General features: G+C 64.2%; 26 protein-coding genes. 9 read left to right on the forward strand and 17 right to left on the reverse strand.

Annotated features, from left to right (window positions below; genetic code table 11):
- Positions 1–5: 5 nt before the first annotated feature.
- On the reverse strand, positions 6–995 hold the full coding sequence (locus tag I6F16_RS31030; RefSeq protein ID WP_225114221.1) for a tripartite tricarboxylate transporter substrate binding protein BugD: 990 nt from the start codon (positions 993–995) through the stop codon (positions 6–8).
- On the reverse strand, positions 992–1693 hold the full coding sequence (gene purQ / locus I6F16_RS31035; protein ID WP_036012944.1) for a phosphoribosylformylglycinamidine synthase subunit PurQ: 702 nt from the start codon (positions 1691–1693) through the stop codon (positions 992–994). Before purQ ends, I6F16_RS31030 begins: the two co-directional genes overlap by 4 nt.
- A gap of 167 nt (positions 1694–1860) precedes the next feature.
- Here purQ and I6F16_RS31040 point away from each other — a divergent pair, with 167 nt between their 5' ends.
- Positions 1861–2877, forward strand: a complete 1017-nt coding sequence (locus I6F16_RS31040) for a magnesium and cobalt transport protein CorA (RefSeq protein ID WP_225114222.1) — start codon at positions 1861–1863, stop codon at positions 2875–2877.
- Positions 2878–2896: 19 nt separating this feature from the next.
- Here the strand turns inward: I6F16_RS31040 and I6F16_RS31045 are convergent, their stop codons facing one another.
- Genes I6F16_RS31045 through purC form a run of 3 tightly spaced genes read right to left on the reverse strand, consistent with a single transcriptional unit; the run spans position 2897 to position 4112 of the window.
- The gene (locus tag I6F16_RS31045) at positions 2897–3082 is read right to left on the reverse strand and encodes a hypothetical protein (protein WP_036043481.1); all 186 of its coding nucleotides are present in this window, start codon (positions 3080–3082) and stop codon (positions 2897–2899) included.
- 5 nt (positions 3083–3087) lie between these two features.
- Complete coding sequence (gene purS, locus I6F16_RS31050) at positions 3088–3330, reverse strand: phosphoribosylformylglycinamidine synthase subunit PurS (protein ID WP_036012950.1); 243 nt, start codon at positions 3328–3330, stop codon at positions 3088–3090.
- Positions 3331–3344: 14 nt separating this feature from the next.
- A complete protein-coding gene (purC, locus tag I6F16_RS31055; protein ID WP_172782948.1) occupies positions 3345–4112 on the reverse strand; it encodes a phosphoribosylaminoimidazolesuccinocarboxamide synthase in 768 nt (255 codons plus the stop codon).
- A 320-nt stretch (positions 4113–4432) separates the two neighbouring features.
- Between purC and I6F16_RS31060 the strand changes: the two genes are divergently transcribed.
- Entirely contained in the window at positions 4433–4756 is a 324-nt protein-coding gene (locus I6F16_RS31060; RefSeq protein WP_225114223.1) for a DUF1476 domain-containing protein, read from the forward strand.
- Between the two features lie 5 nt (positions 4757–4761).
- Here I6F16_RS31060 and I6F16_RS31065 read toward each other — a convergent pair whose 3' ends face one another.
- A complete protein-coding gene (locus I6F16_RS31065) occupies positions 4762–5736 on the reverse strand; it encodes a LysR family transcriptional regulator (RefSeq protein WP_225174272.1) in 975 nt (324 codons plus the stop codon).
- Between the two features lie 103 nt (positions 5737–5839).
- On the opposite strand from I6F16_RS31065, the gene I6F16_RS31070 reads away from it, so the two are divergent.
- Positions 5840–6667, forward strand: coding sequence for an isocitrate lyase/phosphoenolpyruvate mutase family protein (locus I6F16_RS31070; protein ID WP_225114225.1), 828 nt, complete (start codon positions 5840–5842; stop codon positions 6665–6667).
- Here I6F16_RS31070 and cynS read toward each other — a convergent pair.
- The 4 genes from cynS to I6F16_RS31090 form a co-directional block, all read right to left on the reverse strand.
- Positions 6654–7142, reverse strand: a complete 489-nt coding sequence (cynS, locus tag I6F16_RS31075; protein WP_025037304.1) for a cyanase — start codon at positions 7140–7142, stop codon at positions 6654–6656. The genes I6F16_RS31070 and cynS overlap by 14 nt on opposite strands.
- Before the next feature lie 74 nt (positions 7143–7216).
- A complete protein-coding gene (locus I6F16_RS31080; RefSeq protein WP_225114226.1) occupies positions 7217–8140 on the reverse strand; it encodes an ABC transporter ATP-binding protein in 924 nt (307 codons plus the stop codon).
- 5 nt (positions 8141–8145) lie between these two features.
- Positions 8146–8985 carry a nitrate ABC transporter permease gene (ntrB, locus tag I6F16_RS31085; RefSeq protein ID WP_036027853.1) on the reverse strand — a complete coding sequence of 280 codons (840 nt, stop codon included), beginning with the start codon at positions 8983–8985 and terminating at the stop codon, positions 8146–8148.
- Positions 8986–9139: 154 nt separating this feature from the next.
- Positions 9140–10519: a CmpA/NrtA family ABC transporter substrate-binding protein gene (locus I6F16_RS31090; protein WP_225174273.1), complete on the reverse strand. Its 1380-nt coding sequence runs from the start codon at positions 10517–10519 to the stop codon at positions 9140–9142.
- 160 nt (positions 10520–10679) lie between these two features.
- On the opposite strand from I6F16_RS31090, the gene I6F16_RS31095 reads away from it, so the two are divergent.
- On the forward strand, positions 10680–12626 hold the full coding sequence (locus I6F16_RS31095) for a sigma 54-interacting transcriptional regulator (protein WP_225114228.1): 1947 nt from the start codon (positions 10680–10682) through the stop codon (positions 12624–12626).
- A 117-nt stretch (positions 12627–12743) separates the two neighbouring features.
- Here I6F16_RS31095 and I6F16_RS31100 read toward each other — a convergent pair whose 3' ends face one another.
- The 3 genes from I6F16_RS31100 to I6F16_RS31110 are packed head-to-tail and all read right to left on the reverse strand — an operon-like array spanning position 12744 to position 15382.
- The gene (locus I6F16_RS31100) at positions 12744–13622 is read right to left on the reverse strand and encodes a sulfurtransferase (protein ID WP_036012962.1); all 879 of its coding nucleotides are present in this window, start codon (positions 13620–13622) and stop codon (positions 12744–12746) included.
- A 48-nt stretch (positions 13623–13670) separates the two neighbouring features.
- The gene (locus tag I6F16_RS31105) at positions 13671–14804 is read right to left on the reverse strand and encodes an acyl-CoA dehydrogenase family protein (protein WP_225114229.1); all 1134 of its coding nucleotides are present in this window, start codon (positions 14802–14804) and stop codon (positions 13671–13673) included.
- 35 nt (positions 14805–14839) lie between these two features.
- Positions 14840–15382 (reverse strand): OsmC family protein, encoded by a 543-nt coding sequence (locus tag I6F16_RS31110; protein ID WP_027576569.1) that lies wholly within the window; start codon positions 15380–15382, stop codon positions 14840–14842.
- Between the two features lie 247 nt (positions 15383–15629).
- Here I6F16_RS31110 and I6F16_RS31115 point away from each other — a divergent pair, with 247 nt between their 5' ends.
- On the forward strand, positions 15630–16277 hold the full coding sequence (locus tag I6F16_RS31115; RefSeq protein ID WP_225114230.1) for a TetR/AcrR family transcriptional regulator: 648 nt from the start codon (positions 15630–15632) through the stop codon (positions 16275–16277).
- Between the two features lie 221 nt (positions 16278–16498).
- Here the strand turns inward: I6F16_RS31115 and I6F16_RS31120 are convergent, their stop codons facing one another.
- From I6F16_RS31120 to I6F16_RS31130, 3 genes are all read right to left on the reverse strand, one after another.
- The gene (locus tag I6F16_RS31120) at positions 16499–16699 is read right to left on the reverse strand and encodes a hypothetical protein (protein WP_225174274.1); all 201 of its coding nucleotides are present in this window, start codon (positions 16697–16699) and stop codon (positions 16499–16501) included.
- Between the two features lie 44 nt (positions 16700–16743).
- A complete protein-coding gene (locus tag I6F16_RS31125; RefSeq protein WP_225114232.1) occupies positions 16744–18273 on the reverse strand; it encodes a tetratricopeptide repeat protein in 1530 nt (509 codons plus the stop codon).
- A gap of 215 nt (positions 18274–18488) precedes the next feature.
- Positions 18489–19397: a LysR family transcriptional regulator gene (locus I6F16_RS31130; RefSeq protein WP_109143213.1), complete on the reverse strand. Its 909-nt coding sequence runs from the start codon at positions 19395–19397 to the stop codon at positions 18489–18491.
- Between the two features lie 102 nt (positions 19398–19499).
- On the opposite strand from I6F16_RS31130, the gene wrbA reads away from it, so the two are divergent.
- Together wrbA and I6F16_RS31140 are read left to right on the forward strand one after the other, a co-directional pair.
- Positions 19500–20126: an NAD(P)H:quinone oxidoreductase gene (gene wrbA, locus I6F16_RS31135; RefSeq protein WP_225114233.1), complete on the forward strand. Its 627-nt coding sequence runs from the start codon at positions 19500–19502 to the stop codon at positions 20124–20126.
- Positions 20126–21325 (forward strand): MFS transporter, encoded by a 1200-nt coding sequence (locus I6F16_RS31140; protein WP_225114234.1) that lies wholly within the window; start codon positions 20126–20128, stop codon positions 21323–21325. The genes wrbA and I6F16_RS31140 overlap by 1 nt, the downstream gene beginning before the upstream one ends.
- 4 nt (positions 21326–21329) lie before the next feature.
- On the opposite strand, the gene I6F16_RS31145 is transcribed toward I6F16_RS31140, so the two are convergent.
- On the reverse strand, positions 21330–22523 hold the full coding sequence (locus I6F16_RS31145) for a TrmJ/YjtD family RNA methyltransferase (protein ID WP_036027863.1): 1194 nt from the start codon (positions 22521–22523) through the stop codon (positions 21330–21332).
- Positions 22524–22859: 336 nt separating this feature from the next.
- On the opposite strand from I6F16_RS31145, the gene I6F16_RS31150 reads away from it, so the two are divergent.
- Positions 22860–24074: an NADP-dependent isocitrate dehydrogenase gene (locus I6F16_RS31150; RefSeq protein ID WP_225114235.1), complete on the forward strand. Its 1215-nt coding sequence runs from the start codon at positions 22860–22862 to the stop codon at positions 24072–24074.
- Positions 23980–24468 carry a DUF3455 domain-containing protein gene (locus tag I6F16_RS38070; protein WP_275970745.1) on the forward strand — a complete coding sequence of 163 codons (489 nt, stop codon included), beginning with the start codon at positions 23980–23982 and terminating at the stop codon, positions 24466–24468. The genes I6F16_RS31150 and I6F16_RS38070 overlap by 95 nt, the downstream gene beginning before the upstream one ends.
- Positions 24469–24475 lie beyond the last annotated feature (7 nt).

Below are 24475 nucleotides of genomic sequence, written 5' to 3' on the forward strand. Positions count from 1 at the left end.
CCAGGCTACTTGTTGGCGTCGTCCGCCAGCATCTTGCGGTACTTTTCGACGTCGCGCGTCACGAGCTTTTGCAGCACGTCGGGCGCGTGTTCGTCGGCATCGGGCGCGACGGTCGACAGGTCGGCGAAGCGCTTCTTCACCGCTTCGGTCTCGACGGCTGTGCGCGCCGCGGCATTCAGCTTGGCGATGACGGCCTGCGGCGTGCCCTTGGGCGCGAACAGGCCGTTCCAGCCTTGTGCCTCGAACTCGGGCAGGCCCGCTTCCGCCGAGGTCGGCAGATCCGGCAGCGTGGCGAGCCGAACGGTCGAGCCGACCACGAGGCCCTTCACCAGCTTGTCGTTGATCGACTGCGACACCGAGGCGGCCGCGTCGCAGACGCCGTCGATCTGGCCACCGACCGCGTCGGTCAGCGCAGGCGCGGCGCCGCGATAGCCGATCAGCGTCGCGTCGATCCCGGCTGCTGTGACGAAGCTTTTGCAGATCAGATAGTTCGAGGAGCCGACGCCGGCATGGCCGAGATTGATCTTGCCCGGATTGGCCTTGGCATAGGCGATGAACTCTTTCAGGTCCTTCGCCGGAAAGTCCTTGCGCAGCGCGATGATGCCGAACGTCTTCGCCACCATCGCGATCGGCACGAAGGAATCAGGCGTGAACGGCAGTTTTGGATAGATCGTGTAGGTCGCGGCATTGGTGCCGGCATTGCCGATCGCAATCGTATAACCATCCGGCTCGGCGCGGGAGGCCCGCGCCAGCGCGGTCGAGCCGCCGGCCCCCGCAACATTCTCGATCACGATGGTCTGGCCGAGCGCGATGCCCATCTGCTCGGCCACCGCGCGCGCGATCACGTCCGAGGTGCCGCCGGCCGCGAACGGCACGATCATGGTGATGGGACGCTTGGGATAATCCTGCGCGGATGCGCAAGTGGCGATCGAAAATGTCGCGAACGCCAGCGCCGCGATCGCGGCGAGCGCACGCTTCACCACGAACGAGATCACGCGGCTTTTTCCAGATGCTGGGCGAGACCGGCGAACAAGCCGCGACCATCGGTGCAGCCCATGATGTCTTCGACGTGGTTTTCCGGATGCGGCATCATGCCGAGCACGTTGCCCCGGTCGTTGACGATGCCGGCGATCGAATGCGCCGCGCCGTTGATGTTGGCGGCCTCGTCGACCACGCCGTCGGCGGAGCAGTAGCGATAGAGCACCCGCCCCTCGCCTTCGAGCCGCTTGATGGTCTCTTCGTCCGCCTCGTAATTGCCCTCGCCATGGGCGACCGGCACGCGGATCACCTGGCCGGCATTGTAACCGCGCGTGAACGGCGTGTCGGAACGCTCGACGCGCAGATGCACGTCGCGGCAGATGAATTTCAGCCGCGCGTTGCGCATCAACACGCCCGGCAAGAGACCGGACTCGCACAGGATCTGAAAGCCGTTGCAGACGCCGAGCACGAGGCCGCCCTTGGCCGCATAGTCGCGCACCGCATCCATCACCGGTGCACGCGCCGCAATCGCGCCGCAGCGCAGGTAATCGCCGTAGGAGAAGCCGCCGGGCACGACGACGAGATCGGTGCCCGCAGGCAGCGCGGTCTCGGCGTGCCAGACCATCGCGGGCTCGCTGCCGGAGATCAGCCTCAACGCGCGCGCCATGTCGCGCTCGCGGTTGATTCCGGGAAAGACGAGGATGGCGGCTTTCATGGCAGAGGTTCCGACGCGGCTGGGAATCGAGGCTGGCCAACGGGCCAATTCGTGAACAGACATAACCATTTGACGGAGATTTTACCAGTGCTAGCGTTGCGGAGCGCCCTTGTACACAGGCCATAGCCACGCGCCTTTGGCCGCTCGATTTGCCCGGGATTGAAGCCATGAACGTCCCGTCGCTGCCCGCATCTCTCGCCGAAGCAGTATCCGCCGAGGGCGTGGTCGCCGCCGGCGCTTATGTCGACGGCCGCCGGGTCGCCAATATCGCCATCAGCGAGGCCTCGAGCTGGCGAGCCAAGCCCGGCCATGTCGTGTGGATCGGGCTGCACGAGCCCGACATGGCGCTGCTCGGCGCGGTGCAGAAGCAGTTCGACCTGCACGACCTCGCGATCGAGGACGCCAACCACGCCCATCAACGGCCGAAGATCGAGCAATATGGCGAGGCCCTGTTCATCGTCGCGCGCACCGCGCAATTGATCGAGGGGCGCATTGCCTTTGGCGAGACCCACATCTTCGTCGGCGAAGGCTATCTGGTCTCGGTGCGCCACGGCGCTTCGACCTCCTACACGCCGGTGCGCGAACGCTGCGAGAGCTGCCCGCGGGCGCTCGCGCGCGGCGAGGACTACATCCTCTATGCCATCCTCGATTTCATCGTCGACAATTACTCGCCCGTGCTGGAGAGCATCCACGACGAGATCGAGAGCATCGAGGATGACGTGCTCTCCAAGCAGATCAGCAAGGCGCAGATCGAGCGGCTCTACATGCTGCGCCGCGACCTGTTGCGGCTCAGGACCGCGATCGGCCCGCTGGTGGAGGTCTGCCGCCGGCTGGAGCATGACGACCTGTCGATGGTGCGGCAGGCCATGCAGCCGCTGTTCCGCGACGTCACCGACCACGTCCGCAACATCCAGGAGCGCATCGATTCCATGCGCGAGGTGCTGGCCTTCGCCTTCGAGGCGAGCCTTTTGGTCGGCCAGGCCCAGGAGACGGCGGTGTCCAAGAAGCTCGCATCCTGGCTCGCCATCATCGCGGTCCCGACCGCGCTCGCCGGCATCTACGGCATGAACTTCAAGCACATGCCGGAGCTGGAATGGGAGTACGGCTATTTCATGCTGCTCGGCGTGATGCTGGCGGCATGCGGGTCGCTGTACTGGCGCTTTCGGCGGGCGGGATGGCTGTGAGTCCAGACGCTCAGACTGGTTACATGCCTCGTCTGCCAGACCACGTGCTCTGCGCCACCTGAAGGTCGTGCAGCATGAGAAGCTGCTCTTCTCGACAGGCGCTCAGCTCAGACCTGATTTCGTCGATCTTGTATTCGACATCACCGAGCGTTTGCTCGATCTGCTTCAGCAGCTCGAAAATCAGCTCTTTGCCGATATCCGCCACTCCGCTCAGGCTTTCATCTCGATCGCATAATTCTCGATCACGGTGTTCGCCAAGAGCTTGTCCGCGGCTTCCTTCAGCGCCGCCTCCGCCTTGGCCTTGTCGGCGCCGGCGAGCTCGATGTCGAACACCTTGCCCTGGCGGACGCTGGCGACGCCGTCGACGCCGAGCGACTTCAACGCGCCTTCGATGGCCTTGCCCTGCGGGTCGAGGATGCCCGTCTTCAGGGTAACGGTGACACGTGCCTTCACGTCAAAAGTCCTCTTCAGCTCTTCACCAGCACCGGGCCGGTGCCCTGGGGACGCTCGTTCTCCATGAGGATGCCGAGACGCTTTGCAACTTCGGTGTAGGCCTCGAGCAGGCCGCCGAGATCCCTGCGGAAACGATCCTTGTCGAGCTTCTCGTTCGACTTGATGTCCCACAGCCGGCAGCTGTCCGGCGAGATCTCGTCGGCGACGATGATGCGCATCATCTCGTTCTCGAACAGGCGCCCGCACTCCATCTTGAAGTCGACGAGGCGGATGCCGATGCCGAGGAAGAGGCCGGTGAGGAAGTCGTTGACGCGGATGGCGAGCGCCATGATGTCGTCGATCTCCTGCGGCGTCGCCCAGCCGAAGGCTGTGATGTGCTCTTCCGACACCATGGGGTCGTTGAGCTGGTCGTTCTTGTAATAGAACTCGATGATCGAGCGCGGCAGCTGCGTGCCCTCCTCGATGCCGAGGCGCTGCGACAGCGAGCCGGCGGCGACGTTCCGCACCACCACCTCGAGCGGCACGATCTCGACCTCGCGAATCAACTGCTCGCGCATGTTGAGGCGGCGGATGAAATGGGTCGGCACCCCGATGTCGTTGAGGTGCTGAAACAGGTACTCCGAGATCCGGTTGTTGAGGACGCCCTTGCCCTCGATCACCTGATGCTTTTTCGCATTGAACGCGGTGGCGTCGTCCTTGAAGTGCTGGATCAGGGTACCGGGCTCGGGGCCTTCGTAAAGAACCTTTGCCTTGCCTTCGTAAATGCGACGCCGACGGCTCATGGGGATGTACCGTGTTTTGTTGAAATCCATGAATTTGGTGTGCTCCGGTTGACTAGGATTACGACCCACAGCGGAGCTGCCGTGAACGGCCAGGAACCCATCTATAACCCGTTGGAAACAGAACGGGAACCAAGCCTTAGGCAACCTATCCGATTGGCTGTCCGAGCACAATCGATCCGGCCGTCCGGCACCAACTTATACCGTCTTGCCTGCGGCTTAACGGCCCGTTGTTTTGCCGATTCGTGCTATCTATGTAGGCATGCAGCCGGGTCGCCGCAACGGAAGGCTCCCGCTCCATTCAGCGAGGATTTGGAACAGGCATGAGCGAGTTCGACAAACGCCAGGAAGGCTTTGAGAAGAAGTACGCCCTCGACGAGGAGCAGAAGTTCAAGGCGGAGGCCCGCCGCAACCGGCTGCTCGGCCTGTGGGCAGCCGAGAAGCTCGGAATCACGGGTGATGCCGCCACCGCGTATGCCAAGGAGGTGGTCGCGGCCGATTTCGAGGAGGTCGGCGATGCCGACGTCCTGCGCAAGCTGACGGCCGATTTCGCCGCCAAGAACGTTGTCGTCACGGAGCAGGCGATTCGCGCCAAGATGAGCGAGTTGCTCGCGGTTGCCGCCGCCGAGGTGAAGGCGGGGAAATAATCGAGTCAACCGACCCGCCGGCGCGCAATAGCCTTGCGCGCCGGCGTTCTTCTTCTGCCTTCCCGCGTGGTCGAGACATTCGGCCCGGCATAGTTGCGGCGGATGGTTTCGAGCAGGCCCTCTGCGGCAGCGCTCAAAAACCCGTCACGACGCGTGACGAGGATGATATCCTGGTGCGCACCAAGGTCGCCCACGGCGATCGTCGCGATCGAGCCCGCACGCAGCTCCTCCGCCACATGGCTTTTTGCCAGCAGTGCAAGACCGAAGCCCGATTCCACCAGCCGCTTCTGCGCAGTGAGGCTGTCCACGGCCGTCCATTCCACCTCGCCAAGTCCCCGCGTCAGAAACAGCGCGAACACGTGAGCCGCGGCAATCTCGCGGCGCCCGCGAATCTCGGGGAATGCGATCCAGCGCTCGCCACCAAGCTCGGCGAGGCGTTTCACCCGCTGTCCGGCGCGAGGATGGTCGGGCGCACAGACCACTTGCAACGATTCGCGCAGGATCTGCTCGCAGGCGAGATCGCCGGAGCGGTCGGCGTTGTAGCGCAGGCCAATCGTGGCCTCGCCGCGCCGGATGAGATCGCTGACCTCCGCGCTGGTCGCCGTCCGCAAGCTCAGCACGACGGCGGGATGCTCCTTGGTAAACCGCTTCATGATGGTCGAGAGGCGGCTGTCAGCGAGCGTCCCGGTCACGGCCAGCGAAACCGGCCCTGCATTCTGCTTGGTCAGTGCGCGGATCGCCTGTTCGGCATCCTGCGCCGCGGCGACTGCGCGCTCGGCATAGGGGATCAGCACGCGCCCGGCATCGCTCAGCCGGGTGCGGCCTGCCACCCGCTCGAACAGGGGAACGCCGAGCTCCTGCTCCAATAGAGCGATACGGCGCGAAATCGCCGGCTGCGAGCGGTGCAGGAATTTCGCGGCATGCGAAATCCCGCCTCTGCGATGAACCGCCAGGAAGGTGTTGAGGGCGTCACTGTCCATCGCGACCTCATGCAAAAAGCTGATGATATCTGACAGAATAACAAATTTGGCGGATGACGAAAGTGCGCCTAAAGCTCGTTGGGACAGACAATGGAGACGAGCCATGACGAGCCAGTTGGACAAGGCGAGAGCGTTTCGCGCGTTGCACGAGCGGCCCGGTGCCTTCATCATTCCCAATCCATGGGATGCCGGCACCGCGAAGCTGCTCGCGGCGATGGGCTTCGAAGCCCTGGCCACTACGAGCCTCGGGGTCGCCAACATGCTCGGCAGCAGCGGCGTCAGCCTCGACGTCATCCTCGCCAACGCACGCACGATCGTGGAAGCGACCGACCTGCCCGTCAGCGTCGACCTCGAGAATTGCGGCGCACATGAGCCGAGACGCGCCGCCGAAGCTATTCGGCGTGCCGCAGACACTGGCGCGGTGGGCGGCTCGATCGAGGATTTCAGCGGCGATCGCGATCGCCCGATCTACGACTTCTCCCACGCCGTCGAGCGCGTCCAGGCCGCGGTGGAGGTGGCACGCGCGCTGCCCACTCCGTTCACGCTGACGGCGCGGGCCGAGAACTTCCTGCACGGCCGCAAGGACATCGACGATACGATCCGCCGCCTGAAGGCCTTCGAGGCCGCCGGCGCCGACGTCCTCTACGCGCCGGGCCTGTACGATCTCGCCACGATCAGGACGGTGGCGTCCTCGCTGGGCAAGCCCTTCAACCACGTGATGGGCTTTGCCGACCCGACGCTAACCGTCGAGCAATTGTCCGCCGCTGGCGTCAAGCGCATCAGCGTCGGCGGAGCCATGTCGCGCTACGCGCTCGCAGCGTTCCTGAACTGCGCGCGCGAGATGAAGGACAAGGGGTCCTTCACCTACATCCGCGAGATGGCGCCGGTCGGCGAGCTGCGCGCCGCCTTCGCCGCGGTCACTCCTCCTTGAAGCCATACTCCGGCACGTTGCCACTGGCGCCGTAATATTTATACGGCAGGAACTTGCCGCTCATGGTGATCTTGACGCGGTCGCCCTTGGGGTTGGCGACGCGTTCGATGCCCATGTCGAAGTCGATCGCCGACATGATGCCGTCGCCGAACTCCTCCTCTATCAGCGCCTTCCAGGCCGGACCGTTCACCATCACCATCTCGTAGAAGCGGTAGATCAGCGGGTCGGTCGGCGGCATCGGCGTGCCGGTGCCGCGCATCGGCACCTCGTTGAGCATCGCAACTTCCGCCTTCGACAGGCCGAACAGCTCGCCGGCATTGGCAGCCTGCGGCTTCGTCAGCTTCATCTGGCCCATGATCGCACCGACGATCAGCACCTCGGAATAGCCGCCGATCTTTTCGCAGATGTGCTTCCAGCTCCACCCCTTCTCGCGCTTGATGTCGAGCAGTTTTTCGGTGAGGTCTTCGCGTTTCATGTCGGGGTCTCCTTTCAAAAGCATGATCCGGAAAAGTGTGAAGCGGTTTCTCCGTGGATCATGCGTCTACAAAATCAGGCGCTCAATCCGGGGTTTGTCCCCGGCATCCTGGTCTGTCGCGGCTCTTCGCCGCTTGATGCGATCGAGAGCCCGGGCTTGCCGATCTGCACCGTCGGCACGTTGCGCGGATCGTGATCCGGCTTTTCAGTGGTAAAAGTCTTGCTGCGCGTCACCAGGAAATCGATGATGTGGTTGCGCAGCGCGTAGTACAGCGGATGGCGGTGCAGGTCGGTGCGGCCGCGGTCCCGCGGCAGCGGGTTCTCGACCACCTCCGCCAGCACCGCACCGGGACCGTTGGTCATCAGGAAGATCTTGTCGGCGAGATAGATCGCCTCGTCGACGTCGTGGGTGATCATGAACGCGGTTTGCCCGGTCTCCAGGCAAATCCGCCGCACCTCGTCCTGCAGCGTGCCGCGCGTCAGCGCGTCCAGCGCCGAGAACGGCTCGTCCATCAGCATCATCTTCGGCGTGATCGACAGCGCCCGTGCGATGCCGACGCGCTGCTTCATGCCGCCCGACAGCTCCGAGGGACGCTTGTGCTCGGCGCCGGAGAGGCCGACCAGATCGATGAACTTCTGCGCATGCGCCTTGACCTTGGCGCGGTCCCAGCTGCGCCATTTCGAGCTGACGGCATAGGCGACGTTGCCGAGCACCGTGCGCCAGGGCAGCAGCGCATGGCTCTGGAAGATCACGGCGCGGTCGAGGCTGGTGCCCGAGATCGCCTGACCGTCGACGATGACCGCGCCCTCGCTCGGCGCATCGAGCCCGGCGAGGATGTTGAGCACCGTGGTCTTGCCGCATCCGGAATGGCCGATCACGCAACAAAACTCGCCGCGCGCCATCGAGAGCCAGAGGTTCTCGAAGATGGTGGTCGTCGCGCCGCCCGCACCTGGATAGCGCTTGGCGATGCCTTCGATCGAGATGAACTTGTCGGTCATCGCCTCTACTCCGGAAACGTGACCATGCGCGTGAAGCGCGCCAGGATCTGGTCGAGCAGCATGCCGACGATCCCGATCAGGAGGATCGCGATGATGACGTTGGTGATCGACAAATTATTCCACTCGTTCCAGACGAAGTAGCCGATGCCGGTGCCGCCGACGAGCATCTCGGCAGCGACGATCACGAGCCAGGCGATGCCGATCGAGATGCGCATGCCCGTCAGGATGGTCGGGGCCGCTGCCGGCAGGATCACGGTGAAGGCCCGCCTGACGGTGCCGACCTCGAGCGTCCGCGCGACGTTGATCCATTCCTTGCGCACGCTCGCGACGCCGAACACCGTGTTGAGCAGCATCGGCCAAATCGAGCAGATGAAGATGACGAAGATCGCGGAGACCGAGGAATCCTTAATTGTGTAGAGCGCGAGCGGCATCCAGGCCAAAGGCGAGATCGGCTTCAAGACCTGGATGAACGGATCGAGCGCCTTGCTCAGCAGCGGCGACATGCCGATCAGAAAGCCGAGCGGGATCGCCACCAGCACGGCCAGCAGATAGCCGGTGCCGACGCGCGCAATGGAATAGCCGAGCTGGATGCCGAGCCCCTTGTCGTTCGGCCCGTTGTCGTAGAACGGCCGCTTCAGATGCTCCCAGAGCTTTGCGCCGACATCGAGCGGCCCGGGCATCGCCGATTTGCCCTGCGTCGCCGTGAGGCCCATCAGCTTGGCGTATTCCGGGCTCATCGTCGCCGTCGTGCCGGTCGAGCGTGTGGCGAGATGCCAGATGCCGAGGAAGGCGGCGAGCAGCACGAGGGAGACGAGGCCGGCGCGGAGGCGGAGGGAGGCGGTCATCTCCCTCTCCCCGTTCTTACGGGGGCGCGACGAGCTTCGCTCGCGCTGAGAGGGTCGGGGTGAGGGGCCTCCCTCGACACGTGAGATTGTCGAGGGACCTGTACCCCCGACCTCTCCCCGCAAGCTGGGCGAGGTGAAGATAGAGCGCGGGCCATCACGACGCCTTCCTGATCTTGAAGCTCGCCAGATAGTCCTCGGGCTTGGCCGGATCGAACGTCTTGCCCATCACCGCGAACGACTTGTAGGCACTTGCCGGCGGCGTGAGGCCCATCTCGGTCATCAGTTTCTTGGTGTCGGTCGCCAGATACACCTGCTCGGCCACCGCCTTGTAGTCGACGTCGCCCTTGATCTGGCCCCAGCGCTTCATCTGCGTCAGCATCCACACCGCGAAGGACTGCCAGGGGAACGGATCGAAATCGACGCGCTTGGGATCGGTCTTCACCCCGCCGAGCCCGTCGGCATAGGTGCCGGTCAGGACCTGCTCCAGCACGGTGACCGGCGCGTTGATGTAGTTCGCAGGCGCGATGGCTTCAGCGATCTGCTTGCGGTTCTCGGCCTTGGAAGCATAGGCGGTGGCATCGACGATCGCCCGCGTCAGCGCCGCGAAGCTGTTCGGCGCGGTGGTGATGAACTCGCGGCTGGCGGCAAAGCTGCAGCAGGGATGGCCGTCCCAGATCTCCTTGGAGAGGAGATGCATGAAGCCGACGCCGTCATAGATCGCGCGCTGGCAGATGTTGTCGGGCGCGAGGAAGCCGTCGATGTTGTCGGCACGCAAATTCGCGACCATCTCCGGCGGCGGCACCGAGCGCAACTGCACGTCGGTATCGGGATCGAGACCGTGCTCGGCGAGGTAATAGCGCAAGAGATAATTGTGCATGGAATAGTCGAAGGGGATGGCGAATTTCAGCCCCTTCCAGTCCTTCGGATCGCGCTTGTCCTTGTGCTTGCTCGCCAGCACGATGCCCTGCCCGTTGATGTTCTCGATGGCCGGGACGGTGAAGGGAATCGCGTTGGCGCCGAGGCCGAGCGAGATCGCGATCGGCATCGGTGCCAGCATGTGCGCAGCGTCGTATTCCTTGTTGATGGTCTTGTCGCGGATCACGGCCCAGCCGGCGGTCTTCACAACTTCGACGTTGAGGCCGTGCTTGGCATAGAAGCCCATGGGCGCTGCCATGATGATCGGCGTGGCGCAGGTGATCGGGATGAAGCCGACCTTGAGGTCCTTCTTCTCGGGCGCGCCGGCTTGCGCGAACACCTCGGTCGCCGTCTGAATCGGGAAGAATTGCGACAGCGCCGCGAGCGCGGTCGATGCGCCGACCGACTTCAGGAAAGCGCGCCGCGCCACGTCCTGCGGAAACATCGCGCGCATCACCGCGGAGGCGACCACGCCCTCGTAGCGCTTCTCTTCGCTTGCGACCGGCTCGCAATGCAGCGCCGTCGCCTGCTCATGCTCAGCTGCGGAACGATGCTGGCCGCAAACACAGCCGGCTCGAAGCTTGCGATCGGGATCAAACGGATTGTCGAACGTGGACATCGGCCCTCCTGCGCGTCAATGCGAGAAGGAATTACGCAAGGAGCATGCCACCGACGAAGAAGCGGACATTGCCTTGATGACGCAGCATTTTCCCCCGCGCTTGGCCGCTACGAAAACTCGTGATAAACGAGATTTCGTAGTTCAATTACGAGATTTCGCAATGGCAACGACGCCAATGCCCGCCCACGACGAGGTGGCGCCCGTCATCGACCCGCGCATCGCGGCCTTCGAATCCTCGGTCGAGGCGATGCTGCTGGTCGATCCCTATGGCGACCAGATCGTCGATGCCAATCCCGCCGCCTGTGCCCTGCTCGGCTACGACCGCGCTTTGCTGCGGCAGACCAGGGCCAGCACGCTCCACGCCGGGGAGCTTGCCGCCCTCACCGTCTTCACCCAGGCCGTGCTGCACAAGGGCGCCTACTGGACCACGGCGCTCAATCCACGCCACGCGACCGGGCAAGATCTCAAGCTCGAATATGCCGGCTGCCTGCTGCCGCATGACGGCCGCACGCTGCTGCTGCTGAGGTTGACCGATCTCGAAGCCCGCCGCCGGCGCAATGTCGATGCCGCCGCCGAGGACCATATGCGCGGCGGCATCTCGACTTGGCAGCGGGTCGAGCGCGTGTTCCAGGACATCGAGCGCGAGAACCAGTTGATCCTGCGCGCCGCCGGCGAAGGCATCTATGGCGTCAACGCCGAAGGCAAGACCACCTTCGTCAATCCCGCGGCCGAGCGCATGCTGGGCTGGACCGCCGAGGAGCTGGTCGGCAAGGAGATCCACCCGATCGTCCACCACACCCACCACGACGGCCGGCACTATCACAATCACGACTGCCCGATCTACGCGGCATTCCGCGACGGCGCCGTGCACCAGGTCGACGGCGAGGTGTTTTGGCGCAAGGACGGCTCGCCCGCCTGGGTCGAATACACATCGACGCCGATCCGCGATCGCGGCGTCGTGGTCGGCGCCGTCGTGGTGTTTCGTGACGTCAGCCAGCGCCGCGAGGCCGCCGAGAAGCTGCACGCGGCGCTTGCCGAGGTCGACCGTCTGCGCGAGCGGCTCGAGCTGGAGAACGCCTATCTCCAGGAGGAAATCCGCATCGAGACCAACCCGCGCGGCATCATCGGGGGCAGCGAGGCGATCCAGAAGACGCTGCGCCAGGTCAAGCTGGTGGCGCCGACCGCCGCGGCGGTGATGATCACCGGCGAATCCGGCACCGGCAAGGAGCTGATCGCGCGCGCCATCCACGAGGATTCCACCCGCAGCGACCGGCCGCTGATCCGCGTCAACTGCGCCGCGATCCCGCGCGAATTGTTCGAGAGCGAGTTCTTCGGCCATGTCCGCGGCGCCTTCACCGGCGCAACGCGCGACCGCATCGGCCGCTTCGAGCTCGCCGACGGCGGCACGCTATTCCTCGACGAGGTCGGCGAGATCCCGCTCGAGCTGCAAGGCAAGCTGCTGCGCGTCTTGCAGGAAGGCCATTTCGAGCGCGTCGGCGAGGCGCGCACCCGCGCCGTCGACGTTCGCGTCATCGCCGCGACCAATCGCGATCTCAAGCAGGAGGTCCAGCGCGGCCGCTTTCGCGAAGACCTCTATTTCCGCCTCAACGTGTTTCCGATCGAGACCGTTCCCTTGCGCGAACGCCGCGAGGACATTCCCCTGCTGGCCCAGCATTTCCTGACGCGCGAGAGCAAGGCGCTGAAATCGAACCTCCGTCTGTCGGAGGGCGATGCGCGGCGGCTGACCCGCTACAACTGGCCCGGCAATGTCCGCGAACTCCAGAACGTGATCGAGCGCGCTGCGATTCTGTCGCAGAACGGCCGCCTGCGCATCGATCTGCCCGATCCTTCAGGTGAACAAGCGCCCAGCGGCGCCACCCGCCAGAGGCCCGACGCGCGCCCCGCAATCATGACGTCGTCGGAAATGCGCGACCACGAGCGCGCCAACATTCTCGCCGCGCTTGAGGCCTGCGCCGGAAAAGTCTTCGGCCCCGGCGGCGCCGCCGAGATGCTCGACATCAAGCCGACCACGCTGGCCTCACGGATCAAGGCGCTGGGAATCGCGCCTCGTCCGCAAGGGGCCCATCCTTCGAGACGCCCGCTTTAGGCGGGCTCCTCAGGATGAGGTCGGAGGGCGCGGCAACAGTATCAACAGACACCGGTGCCGCTTAGCCTCATCCTGAGGAGACCGCGAAGCGGTCGTCTCGAAGGACGAGGCGCGCGCTCAGGCTGCCTTGGTGGTGACGTCCGATGCGATCGGCAGGCCCTGCTCGATCGGCAGCGAGGGATCGCGCGACCATTCGTTCCAGGAGCCGAAATACATCCGCACGTCCTTCACGCCGGCGTTCTTCAGCGCCAGGAACGTGTTCGAGGCGCGCGCGCCCTTGAAGCAGTAGAGATAGACCGGCGTAGTCTGCGAGATGCCGACCGTGGCGCATTCCGCCAGAATCTCGTCCTTGGATTTGAAGCGCGGGCCTTCGACGGTCGGCTTCATCATGCGATACCATTCCAGCCACACCGCGCCCGGGATGCGGCCCTTGCGCGGGCAGAAATCCTTGCCGTACGGGGACGAGCTGTCGCCGATCCACTCGTCGACGTCGCGCACGTCGAGGATCGCGATGCCCGGCTTGCCGACGGCGGCGAGCATGGTCTTGGCGTCGATCAGGATCTCGCCCGCTTCAGGCACGATCGAGAACGAGGCCTTCTCAGGCGCGGGCACATCCTTGGTCACCGGGAAGCCCGCGGCCGACCAGGCGTCGAAGCCGCCATGCAGCACCTTCACCTTGGGATAGCCGAGCATGGTGAGCAGGTAATAGCCGCGGCAGGACTGGCCGAAGCCGGAGTTCATCGACTGTTCGTAGATCACCGCCGTCTCCTTGCCGGAAAGGCCGGCGCTGCCGAACGCATCGGCGAACTTGGTCTTGAGCTCGGCCATGCCCTCGGGCGTGGAGGTCGCGAGGAACGTGAAGATCTCATGCACGTTGACGGCGCCCGGCAGATGGCCGGCGGCGTAGGCGTCGGGATTGCGGGTGTCGATGACGACACACGGCTCGGTCTTCAAGAGATCGGCGAGTTCGACGGCAGTGATCAGAACGTCAGTCATGGCAGCCTCTCCGTTGAGGTTGGGGGTCTTCGGGTGGACTCGTAGAACTCAGGACTCGGCCAGCATCTTGCGCAGCTGCTTGGTGGCCGGCGTGACGATCGCGACGAAATAGGCCTCGCGCAGGCGTCGCTGCGCGCGGTGGCTCTTGAGGTAGCCGCGGGCACCACAATGCAGCATCGCCGCATGCGCCGCCGCGACACTGGCTTCGCCGGCGCGCAGCCGCAGCGCAATCACCTTGCGCCAGTAGGTCTCCTCCTCGTTGTAGGGATCGCGCGCCAGCGCCATGGTCTCGGCCTCGAGCTCGGCGGCGAGCTCGCGGAAATGCACCGGCTGCTGCGGCAGGTAGCGGTTGATATGGCCGAGAGGATTGTCGACCTCGTCCATGATGTTGATGCAATCCTTGATCACGCCTAACGCCATGCCGGCCTGCAGCAGGATGAAGCCGGCGCGGATCTTCTTGACGAAGGGCGCGGCGGGATCGGCCAGGATCAGCTCATCGGGCACGAAAGCGTCGCGGAACTGCACGCCATAGGTGCCGGTGCCGTCCATCGCGAGGAACGGCTTGCAGGGCGTCAGCGTGATCGCGGGGTCGGAGCAATCGGCCAGGAACATGACAGTGCCGGGCTCGCCACTTGCGATGCCCGCATCATCCTCGCGCTCGAAGATGGTGCCGAAGTAGTGATCAGGCCCGAGGTTGGAGACCCAGGGCAACGCACCGCGCACGATATAGCCGCCCTCGACCTTGCGGCCCTTCAGCTTGAGCTTCTCGATGCCGAAGAAGCTCTTCATGGGATTGGAGAGCCCGGTGCCGCCAAGCACGCGGCCGGTCGAGAAGGCATCTCCGAAGCGCTTTGCGAGCTTCACATTGGTGGAGTTCGCCGCGTACCAGACCAGCGTGTTCTGGCACCACGCCATGAAGGCCGTGGCACCGCAGACCTCGCCGATCGCCGCCATCGCCTGGATCGCGCAACGCAGATCGGCGGGGCCTTCGTGCGGCACGTGACTGCCCCATGCCCCGACCGCGCCGAACTTGCGCAGCACCTCGGCCGGATAGACCGAACCGTCGTCGATGCCGGCTGCGAGCGGCGCAAGCTCTTGGCGCGCGATCCGCGCCACCTCGTCCGCAATGGACGGTGCGGGCTGATCCAGAACGTCGGCCCGCGATAAAGCCAGTGAACCCATGATCGTTTCCCGCACCCTGTCCTGATTGCCGTCTGCTAGATGCCGACCTCGAGATTGACCGGCCGCGTGAAGGTGTTGGCGACCGGCGACCATTTCTTCACATGGGCGACCAGCGCGTTGATCTCGTCCGGCGAGATGCCCTCGCATTCCATGTCCACCTTGACGCGGACATCGGTGAAGCCGACCGGCTTGTCGGAGGTGTCACCGGTGCCCCAGACCGCGGTGATGTTGAGATCGCCTTCGAGCTCGAGCTCGAGCTTGTTGACGATCCAGCCGCGGTGCACGGCGTTGGCATGCAGGCCGACCGCAAGGCACGAGCCGAGCGCGGCGAGCGAGGCTTCCGACGGATTGGGCGCGGTGTCGTCACCCAAAAGCCCCGGCGGCTCGTCGACGATGTAGGGCGGCAGGTTGCGGATATAGTTGGCGTGGCGGAATTTGCCCTCCGCGACCGTCTTGCACTTCAAGGTCTTGATGACCTTCGGGTTTGCCTTGCCGTTGGCAATCAGTTGCTCGAGCCCGTTCTTGTCGATGGGCGCGAGGCACCCCGTCAGCACTGTCTTCTGAACGACGGCAGTCATCAATCTTCTCCCTGGCAGAAGTGGAAATCGGCAGGATACCGAACGGTCTGTTTCCTTGCATGGAGCGTGCCAGATCTCGCGAAAAACAAAAGGCGAGGCTTTGGAGCCGCTTAAGCGTCGCTGCCTGCAGATTGGTCAGCCCACTCCTGCTCAAAGGCGGAGCAGCCGCGCGCGCGGATGCGAATCTTTTCGGCGCCGAACAGATGCGGCTTGCTGATGCGAGGCGGCTGCGATTAAGTTGTCGCTCATGGCAAAGCCGTCATCGAAGAAGAATCCGCCCCACGCCGCTGCCGGCGACGACGAATCCGCACGCGGTCGCCTGCTCAACGCGGCGACGCATCTGTTCTGCAAGAACGGCATCAACGCCACCGGCATCGATGCGATCATCGAAGAGGCCGGTACCGCCAAGACCACGCTCTACAAATTGTTCGGCTCCAAGACCAACCTCGTCAACGCGGTGCTGGAGAGCGAAGGCAAGCAATGGCGCGAATGGTTCATCGGCGCCATGGAGCAAGGCGGCGGCGATGCGCAGGCGAAACTCACGCGCATCTTCCCCGCGCTGAAGAGCTGGTTCGCCGAAGAGCGCTTCTACGGCTGCCCCTTCATCAACGCCGTCGGCGAGCACGACAAGGACGCCAAGCAATTCCGCAACATCGCGCTGAAGCACAAGAAGATCGTGCTCGGTCACATCGAGAAGCTCGCCGGCGAGCTCGGCTCGGCCGAGCCCGCGGTGCTCGCGCACCAGCTCGGCCTCATCATCGACGGCGCCATCGTCGCCGCCATGATCTCGCGCGACCCGGCCGTCGCGGATACCGCGGCGCTTACGGCAGGCCCCCTGCTCGGCCAGGCCAAGGCGAAGAAGAAGCGGGCGGCGGAGCAGCTCGAGGCGGTGTGATCGCGCTTTTCTTGTAGCCCGCATGGAGCGCAGCGGAATGCGGGGACACCGTCCCGGATTGCGCTCCGCTCCATCCGGGCTACGAAAATATCGTGGGCAAAGGCGCGCAACGCCGTGCCCACCATTACCGCCTCAGTTGATCGCTCAAAGCATGGCGGCAAGCTACGCTTTGTCCGTCCTAAGATGTCGTTCAAACTGGACTACATTGTGCCCAAATGCTGCTAGGGGCTCCCACCGAGCATCTTGACCTCAGCTGCGGCCGCCTGTGCTTCCACGAACATCGGCGGACAATCTACAAGCGCCAGTCCGAACAGCCGCCGCGCCTCCTCCTTCAACCCACGCTGCAAAGCGAGTTCAGCGGTGAAGAAATTCGCTTCGCAAATCTGGCCCTTCTTCTTAATCGGATCGGGATCGTCGGCCACGTGCAGCACGTCGTCGGCCGAAGTCGTTCCCAAGAATAGTCGGATTATCGGCGCAGGCCTTTAGTCATGTCGAGCTTGCCAGTCGCATCCGAGAGCGTACTCGCCGCATTCCCGCGCCGGGCCGCAATCTCGCGCCACAACGCGGTGTAGCTGTCCTTGGGATCAATCTCCCTCGACCGATCCAGATAGGTGACCGCCTTTGCCGGAAAACCGGCTTGAAGCTGTACCATGGCACAGGGACGATAGATGCCGGCTGCCTTCGGAGCGAGCTCGATTGCCCGGTCACACGCCGCAACGGCGCGCTCCGAATCGCCCATAGCCAGGTAGGTCAAGCTACGACAGACGTAAGGATATACATCCTTCGGGTCAAGCGACGCTGCGCGGTCGCAATCGGCCATCGCCCGCGTGAGATCACGCGCGGCCCTGTATTCGGCCGCACGGTAGACGTACGCAGCCCGATAGGCCGGATCGATCTGTATCGCCCGAGCAAAATCCGACATTGCTCCATCGGCATTGCCCTTCCTGCTGTGCGCTTCTCCGCGCGCCAGATAAGCGGCCTTGTACATTGGATTGAGCTGAACAGCCTGATTGGACGGGGCTGGAGCCAGCTCGCTCCTGTAGTGAGCTTCCGTGCTACGCGCCCGCTGGGACGGATCGGAATTGAACTCGATCGTCTTGGTATAGTCGGCAATCGCGCGATCGAGATCGCCTTTTCTTACGTACGCAACCCCGCGACTGTAGTATGCGCGCTGCTCTCTTGGTGCCAGCCGAATGATCTCGTCATAATCCGCAATGGCCCGGTCGAACTCGCCCAGTTGAAGAAAGGATTCGGCACGAAAGTAATAGAAAGAATCGTTCCTTGGCTTGTTCTGGATGGTTTGTTCGAGTTCGGCCAATGCCCGCTCTCTGTGCCCCCTGGCGAAGTAAACTCGGCTGCGGCATAGCTGGCCACCGCCGTCTTGCGGGCTGATCCCGACCACTCGATCACAGTCGGCCATGGCACGATCGGCATCCCCATTGCGGAGGTGAGCAAGACCTCGCTCGACACGCCCTTGGACATTGTCCGGATGGATCAGCAGGGCCTGATCGTAGTCTGCGATAGCGCGGATGAAGTTGCCTCTCTCTCCGTAGATTCGCGCGCGCCCCAGATATGCCTGGGTATTTTTGGGATCGAGCACAATCGCCTTGTCGTAATCCGATAGAGCGGCGTCGGAATCTCGCTTTTGCAGAAACGCAGAAGCCCTCTCGAATCGGGCGCTCGGATTGTCTGGATAATGCGAAATGATCTCGTTGTAGTCCGCTATCGCAAGGTCGATCTCGCCCTTCTGGCGGTAGAACATGGCGCGGCGGAAGCGCGCCATGACCACACCTTGCTGCATGCCCGTCCCCGCCGCCTGAATGATGGCGGTGCAGCCTGCGATCCTGTCATCGAGGCTGAAATTGCCGACCGCGTTACACTTGGAAGCCAACGGCATTTCCGCGCGAGCGCCTGACATTTCGAGCAAGGCCGTCAGCGCCACAACACCGAAGCTTGCTGCCGCACGAACTCCTGCGCGGCCGATCCTTCCAAACATGCAGTCCCCACTCAATTTCCAGAGACTTCATAGCAACCAATCTTGTCTATGCACAGCCCTTGGTTGCGCACTTGCAGGCGACGGGTCCGTGCGGCCCGATGCTCAGGCCGACTTGGCCATCATCGCCTGAAGCCGCACCAGTTCCGCCTCCAGATCACCGCTCCACATCCACTGCCCTAATGTCGAGCACGCGACGCGCCTCGAGCCGTGTCCGCCTACGCCTCGGCGATCTGCAACAAGGCCTCGCGAAAAGCCAGCGCGGCTGGTCCGAGCGGCTGGTCCAGCCGGTGCGCGAGATAGGCTTCTGCGGCAACCTGGCTGCGCCGTCCGAGGGCGGTGGTGGCAAGGCGCACGAGGCGCCTTTCCCTCAGATCGCGCTCCACCAGCCAGAACGGCAGGCGGCCCCAGCCGAGACCGGCGAGAATCATCGCATGCTTGGTGTCCTGATTGGTGACCCGGCAGGTCTGGGGCGAAAGCACACCGAACATGCGCCCTTCCGTCAGCGGCGTCGGATCGGACAGAACGATCTGCAGATGATCGGCCAGATCCTGAAGGCTGATCCTGTTGCGCGATTGCCGCCTCGCCAATGGGTGATCGACGGAAACGACGGCAACCTGCTCGACCGACGAGATCGCCTCGAGTGCGATCCGCGGATCGCGAAAATCCTCGCCGACCACGATCGCAAGCGAACTGCGCTTGTCGATCAGCGAGGCGATCGGTCCACCCAGCGGCTCGACCGCAAGCCTGATTGAAACCGAGGGATAGGCAGCGCGCATCTTCGTCAATGCTGCGCCGACCATGCCGATCGGAAACAACGTGTCGATTGTCAGGGAAAGCTCGAGTTCGACTCCCTCGCCAAGGCCCCGGGCTCGCGCCCGCATCGCATCGACCCTGAGGAGAATGTCACGCGCGTTGGCGAGCAGTGACTGCCCCTCGGGCGTCAGGACCGGCCGATGACCCGTGCGATCGAACAGCGCAACACCCAGTTCGGCCTCCAGATTGGCGATGGCATGGCTGATGGCGGACTGAACACGGGACAGCCGAGCCGCGGCCGCCCGGAAGCTCCCGCATTCCGCCACCGTCACGAATGTTCGCAACTGATCTAGCGTCAGCACGTCCAGCATGATCTATCCAATCGATCGAACTCATCGATCTTATCACGCTACCGCTGATCAAGCACAGACCTATTTTGGCTGCTAGCCCCCACCTAAGAGCGAGGAAGCAAAATGACGAAGGTCCTGGTGCTGTACTACTCGTCCTACGGTCACATCGAGACGATGGCCGAAGAGATTGCCCGGGGTGCACGGGAGGCCGAAGCCGAAGTCGCCATCAAGCGCGTACCCGAAATTGTGCCCGATCACGTCGCGCAAAGGGCCGGATACAAGCTCGATCAACGCGCCGACACCGCTGCCGTGGCCGAATTGCCGGACTACGACGCGATCATCCTTGGCACCCCGACGCGTTTCGGGAACATGGCCGCGCAGATGAAGAACTTCCTCGACCAGTGCGGCGGCCTGTGGTTCGAGAACAAGCTCGTGGGCAAAGTCGGCAGCGTCTTCACATCGACGGGCAGCCAGCATGGCGGCCAGGAAAGCACCATTCTGTCCGTGCACAGCGTGCTGCTGCACCTCGGCATGGTCGTGGTCGGGCTGCCCTACACATTCAAGGGACAGATGCGCATGGACGAGGTCACCGGATGCTCGCCCTACGGCGCATCGACCCTCGCCGACGACGGCAGCGGCGGGGATCGTCGTCCAAGCGCCAACGAACTGGCCGGGGCACGCTTTCAGGGACGCCATGTCGCCGAGATCGCTCGCGCCCTGGCCGCTGGGCGGCTCACGGAGGCGGCCTGATGGCGGCGGCAGCACCTGCCTCGTCCTTGCGAGATCGGCATTGGCATGTGGTGAGCATCGTCGTGGGCTCCGGCGCCGTCGCCGCGATCCAGGTGGGGAAGGCTGCGATCGCCACGCCCATGCTGCAAAAGGATCTGGGCCTTGACCTCGCCGCTGCCGGCTGGCTGACCGGGATCATCGCTGTTCTCGGCCTGTTGGGCGGTATCCCTGCCGGCTCCCTCGTCGCCCGCGCCGGAGATCGGCGAAGTCTCATTCTCGGCCTCGGGCTGCTCATCCTTGGCGCCATCATCGGCGCGCTCGCAACCGACTATGCGGTGCTTCTCGCATCGCGCATCGTAGAAGGCTCAGGATTTCTTCTGATCATTGTTGCGGGTCCGGCGATCCTGAACAGAGCAGTCCCGTCCGGGCAACAGGACGTTCCGCTTGCCCTGTGGAGCTGCTTCATGCCGGCCGGCATTGCGCTCGCGATGCTCGTCGGGACGTTCTTCAGCGACTGGCGCGCACTGTGGTGGGGCAGCGCCGGTCCTGCAGCGATCGCCATCGTGGCCGCGTGGATGAGTATTCCGGCCGCTCCGAAGCGCACCCCGGCATCGTGGCGACGGACGATGTCCGATGCCGTGTACGTGGCGGCAAGCAAAGGCCCGCTTCTGCTGGCCGGATGTTTTGTCCTCTACAGCCTGATGTTCTTCGCGCTGTTCAGCTTCCTCCCGGTGCTGCTGATGGAACGGATGAACATCCCCCATGGCACGGCCGGCATGCTCAGTGCCCTCGCCACCGCAAGCAACATCATCGGCAATGTCGCTGCCGGCTACCTGCTCGCGCGCGGTGCCCGGCGTTCAGTGCTGATCTTCGCGGCCTGTCTGGCCATGGGCTTTTCAGGTCCTGGCATCTTCTTGCAGATGTTCAGCGATACGCCGACGCTTCTGCTGTGCATCCTGTTCGCGGCGGTTGGTGGCCTGATGCCGGCCGTCCTGATCTCATCGATCCCGTTGCTCGCGCCATCCGCCGCACTCATTCCTGTTGTCACCGGTCTGGTGATGCAGGGCAGCAATCTCGGCCAGGTGGCCGGGCCTGTCGCGGTCGGAAGTGCCGTTGAAGCCTATGGGTGGACGGCCGCACTGGCCATCATCCTGATCGCCGCGCTGCTTGCCGCCATCGTCACCGCATCCGCTCGCTTCGATGACGCCGCGGCCCGCTGAGATTCTACTGTCCCAACATCCCGGCAAGCCGCACCAGCTCCGCCTCGAGATCGCGCTCCACATCCACTGCCCGGATGTCGAGCACCCGATAGTCGCGCGCCTCGAGCCAAGTCCGCCGTCCCGCGCGATCGGCCGCAATCGCCTCCCCCTCGCCCGGGTTCACCAGCTCGATCGCGATCCGGTGCGGGAATGAGACGAAGTCGGGGATGTGGCGCCCCACGGGAGTCTGCCGCTTGAACCCACCTGCGAAGCGGCGATCACGCGTCAGCGCCTGCCAGAGCAGGCGTTCGGCGTCGGTCGGGTTGCGGCGGAGCAGGCGGGCAAGGCCGCGCACGGTCGAGCCGCTGTCCGGCACGCCGCCGCCCTGCCCGTGCTCGGCCAGCAGCGCGCGCAGGCGCGTGGCCTGCTCGCCATCGAGCACGCCGCCCTTGGCCGGACCCTTGCGCCCCTCGGCGATCGCCATGATCACGCCGTGCAGCGTGTGCATATCCTGCTTGGTCGGCTCCATCCGGGTGAAGATGTTGCGCAGGTTCACCAGCATGGTGTCGCGCTTCTCGGCCGGGCGCAGGAATTCGACCTTGTCGAGCTCGCGCACGAGATTGTCGAAGAAGGCCTGCATCTGGTGCTGCGAGGCGCGCTCGGAGCGCTCCGGCATGGCGTGCGGCAGTTCGCCCGACGTCGCGCGCTTGAACCATTCGTAGCCGACCAGCAGCACGGCCTGGGCGAGGTTGAGCGAGGCGAAGCCCGGATTGACCGGAAAGGTGATGATGCGGTTGGAGAGCCCGACCTCCTCGTTGGTCAGACCCCAGCGCTCGCGGCCGAACAGGATGCCGGCCCTGCCGCCGGTCGCGACGTGACCTGCGATCTCGGCCGCTGCGGCCTCCGGCCCGACCACGGGCTTGGCTTGGTCGTGGGGGCGTGCGGTGGTGGCGAACAGGAGGTCGAGGTCGGCAACCGCCTGCTCGACCGTGTCGAACAGCTGCGCCTTCTCCAGGATATGGTCCGCACCGGCCGCGGCGCGCTGGGCCGCGATGTTGGGCCAGCCGTCCCGGGGATTGACGATGCGCATCCGGTCGAGGGCGAAGTTGCCCATGGCGCGCGCGGCCATGCCGATATTCTCGCCGAGCTGCGGCTCGACCAGGATCACGATGGGACCGTCGAGGGAAAGGCCCGCTTTGCTCTTGTCAGTCCCCGACATCTGCTTTCGCTTCCACTCTTCGTCTCAAGGCCTTGGCAAGGCCGCCTTAGGAATTGATTCAAGCGGCCCCCACGACCGGGCCGCCTCGCGGTCTGTCGTTTGCCTGTCCTGACAAAATTCTCAAGGGAAATAACGACTTGGATTCGACTTTGAATCTCGCCCGAAACGGGCCCGAAGGCCGGGCCGAGGGCCGGCCGGCCGCTTCCCGCCTGCGCAAGCTGGATGAGCTAAAAGTGCATAATCCCTTGGCTTTCGCCCGCTGCTATCAGGTGCTAAGAGGCGGCGGATATTCCCGTGGCGCGCCGAAAGCGCCGTTCCCAAGAGGCTCCCCCGATCATGGCAAAAATCAAGGTATCCAATCCCGTCGTCGAGCTCGATGGCGACGAGATGACCCGGATCATCTGGCAGTACATCAAGGACAAGCTGATCACCCCGTTCCTCGATGTCGAGCTGCTCTATTTCGACCTGGGCATGGAATACCGCGATCACACCAACGATCAGGTCACGATCGACGCCGCCGAGGCGATCAAGAAGGTCGGCGTCGGCGTCAAGTGCGCCACGATCACCCCCGATGAAGCCCGGGTGAAGGAGTTCAACCTCAAGCAGATGTGGAAGTCGCCGAACGGCACCATCCGCAACATCCTCGGCGGCGTGATCTTCCGCGAGCCGATCATCTGCAAGAACGTGCCGCGCCTGGTTCCCGGCTGGACCAAGCCGATCATCATCGGCCGCCACGCCTATGGCGATCAGTACCGCGCCACCGACATCAAGTTCCCCGGCAAGGGCACCCTCTCGCTGAAGTTCGTCGGCGAGGACGGCACCGTGATCGAGAAGGAAGTGTTCAAGGCGCCCGGCGCCGGCGTCGCGATGGAGATGTACAATCTCGACGATTCCATCATCGACTTCGCCCGCGCCTCCTTCAATTACGGCCTGCTGCGCAATTACCCGGTGTACCTGTCGACCAAGAACACGATCCTCAAGGTCTATGACGGGCGCTTCAAGGACATCTTCCAGGACATCTTCGACCGCGAGTTCAAGAAGGAGTTCGACGCCAAGGGCCTGACCTACGAGCACCGCCTGATCGACGATATGGTCGCTTCGGCGCTGAAATGGTCCGGCGGCTATGTCTGGGCCTGCAAGAACTACGATGGCGACGTGCAGTCCGACACGGTCGCGCAGGGCTACGGCTCGCTCGGCCTGATGACCTCGGTGCTGCTCACCCCCGACGGCAAGACTGTCGAGGCGGAAGCTGCCCACGGCACCGTGACCCGCCATTACCGCGAGCACCAGAAGGGCAAGGAGACCTCGACCAACTCGATCGCCTCGATCTTCGCCTGGACGAGAGGCCTGTCGCACCGCGCCAAGCTCGACAACAACCCCGAGCTCGCCAAGTTCGCGGCCACGCTGGAGAAGGTCTGCGTCGACACCGTCGAGGCCGGCTATATGACCAAGGACCTTGCGCTGCTGGTCGGCGCCGACCAGCGCTGGCTCTCGACCACCGGTTTCCTCGACAAGGTCGCCGAGAACCTCACGAAAGAGCTGGCGGCGTAAGCTGTCCGCAATTTCGCCCGACTGGGCCAGACATGATCAAGGGCCGTGCCAAAGCGCGGCCCTTTTTCAATTCTGTGGCCCTCGCGCGGAGATGCGACCATGCCGATCACACTATGCCGGGCCGAACTGGGAGCTTGCCGACGGCAGCGCGGTGACGGGTAAAGCCGCCGGCAATGCGCCGGGCGCGACCGCAGCCGACATTCCCTGGCTGAAACTAGACGTCACCTCGCATCGCGGCAGCGGCGCACTCACGCCCGTGACCACGGTCCAGCGCATCAACAGCCATGGCGGCAAGCTCGACGGTGCCTGCGACAAGGCCGGCGAGTTCAGGAGCGCGCCCTACTCCGCCGACTACGTGTTCCTGAAGAGGGCTGAGCGCTCGCCAGTCCGGTAGACATTGA

Origin of the sequence: Bradyrhizobium sp. IC4060 (assembly GCF_020193715.1) — a bacterium.
Classification (GTDB): Bacteria; Pseudomonadota; Alphaproteobacteria; order Rhizobiales; family Xanthobacteraceae; genus Bradyrhizobium; species Bradyrhizobium yuanmingense.

What these genes read in the sequence shown, in the direction of transcription:
- purQ (WP_036012944.1), bottom strand. Translation starts at nt 1,693, where the DNA reads ATGAAAGCCGCCATCCTCGTCTTTCCCGGAATCAACCGCGAGCGCGAC.
- I6F16_RS31040 (WP_225114222.1), top strand. Translation starts at nt 1,861, where the DNA reads ATGAACGTCCCGTCGCTGCCCGCATCTCTCGCCGAAGCAGTATCCGCC.
- purC (WP_172782948.1), bottom strand. Translation starts at nt 4,112, where the DNA reads ATGAGCCGTCGGCGTCGCATTTACGAAGGCAAGGCAAAGGTTCTTTAC.
- I6F16_RS31060 (WP_225114223.1), top strand. Translation starts at nt 4,433, where the DNA reads ATGAGCGAGTTCGACAAACGCCAGGAAGGCTTTGAGAAGAAGTACGCC.
- I6F16_RS31065 (WP_225174272.1), bottom strand. Translation starts at nt 5,736, where the DNA reads ATGGACAGTGACGCCCTCAACACCTTCCTGGCGGTTCATCGCAGAGGC.
- I6F16_RS31070 (WP_225114225.1), top strand. Translation starts at nt 5,840, where the DNA reads ATGACGAGCCAGTTGGACAAGGCGAGAGCGTTTCGCGCGTTGCACGAG.
- cynS (WP_025037304.1), bottom strand. Translation starts at nt 7,142, where the DNA reads ATGAAACGCGAAGACCTCACCGAAAAACTGCTCGACATCAAGCGCGAG.
- I6F16_RS31080 (WP_225114226.1), bottom strand. Translation starts at nt 8,140, where the DNA reads ATGACCGACAAGTTCATCTCGATCGAAGGCATCGCCAAGCGCTATCCA.
- ntrB (WP_036027853.1), bottom strand. Translation starts at nt 8,985, where the DNA reads ATGACCGCCTCCCTCCGCCTCCGCGCCGGCCTCGTCTCCCTCGTGCTG.
- I6F16_RS31090 (WP_225174273.1), bottom strand. Translation starts at nt 10,519, where the DNA reads ATGTCCACGTTCGACAATCCGTTTGATCCCGATCGCAAGCTTCGAGCC.
- I6F16_RS31095 (WP_225114228.1), top strand. Translation starts at nt 10,680, where the DNA reads ATGGCAACGACGCCAATGCCCGCCCACGACGAGGTGGCGCCCGTCATC.
- I6F16_RS31100 (WP_036012962.1), bottom strand. Translation starts at nt 13,622, where the DNA reads ATGACTGACGTTCTGATCACTGCCGTCGAACTCGCCGATCTCTTGAAG.
- I6F16_RS31105 (WP_225114229.1), bottom strand. Translation starts at nt 14,804, where the DNA reads ATGGGTTCACTGGCTTTATCGCGGGCCGACGTTCTGGATCAGCCCGCA.
- I6F16_RS31110 (WP_027576569.1), bottom strand. Translation starts at nt 15,382, where the DNA reads ATGACTGCCGTCGTTCAGAAGACAGTGCTGACGGGGTGCCTCGCGCCC.
- I6F16_RS31115 (WP_225114230.1), top strand. Translation starts at nt 15,630, where the DNA reads ATGGCAAAGCCGTCATCGAAGAAGAATCCGCCCCACGCCGCTGCCGGC.
- I6F16_RS31125 (WP_225114232.1), bottom strand. Translation starts at nt 18,273, where the DNA reads ATGTTTGGAAGGATCGGCCGCGCAGGAGTTCGTGCGGCAGCAAGCTTC.
- I6F16_RS31130 (WP_109143213.1), bottom strand. Translation starts at nt 19,397, where the DNA reads ATGCTGGACGTGCTGACGCTAGATCAGTTGCGAACATTCGTGACGGTG.
- wrbA (WP_225114233.1), top strand. Translation starts at nt 19,500, where the DNA reads ATGACGAAGGTCCTGGTGCTGTACTACTCGTCCTACGGTCACATCGAG.
- I6F16_RS31140 (WP_225114234.1), top strand. Translation starts at nt 20,126, where the DNA reads ATGGCGGCGGCAGCACCTGCCTCGTCCTTGCGAGATCGGCATTGGCAT.
- I6F16_RS31145 (WP_036027863.1), bottom strand. Translation starts at nt 22,523, where the DNA reads ATGTCGGGGACTGACAAGAGCAAAGCGGGCCTTTCCCTCGACGGTCCC.
- I6F16_RS31150 (WP_225114235.1), top strand. Translation starts at nt 22,860, where the DNA reads ATGGCAAAAATCAAGGTATCCAATCCCGTCGTCGAGCTCGATGGCGAC.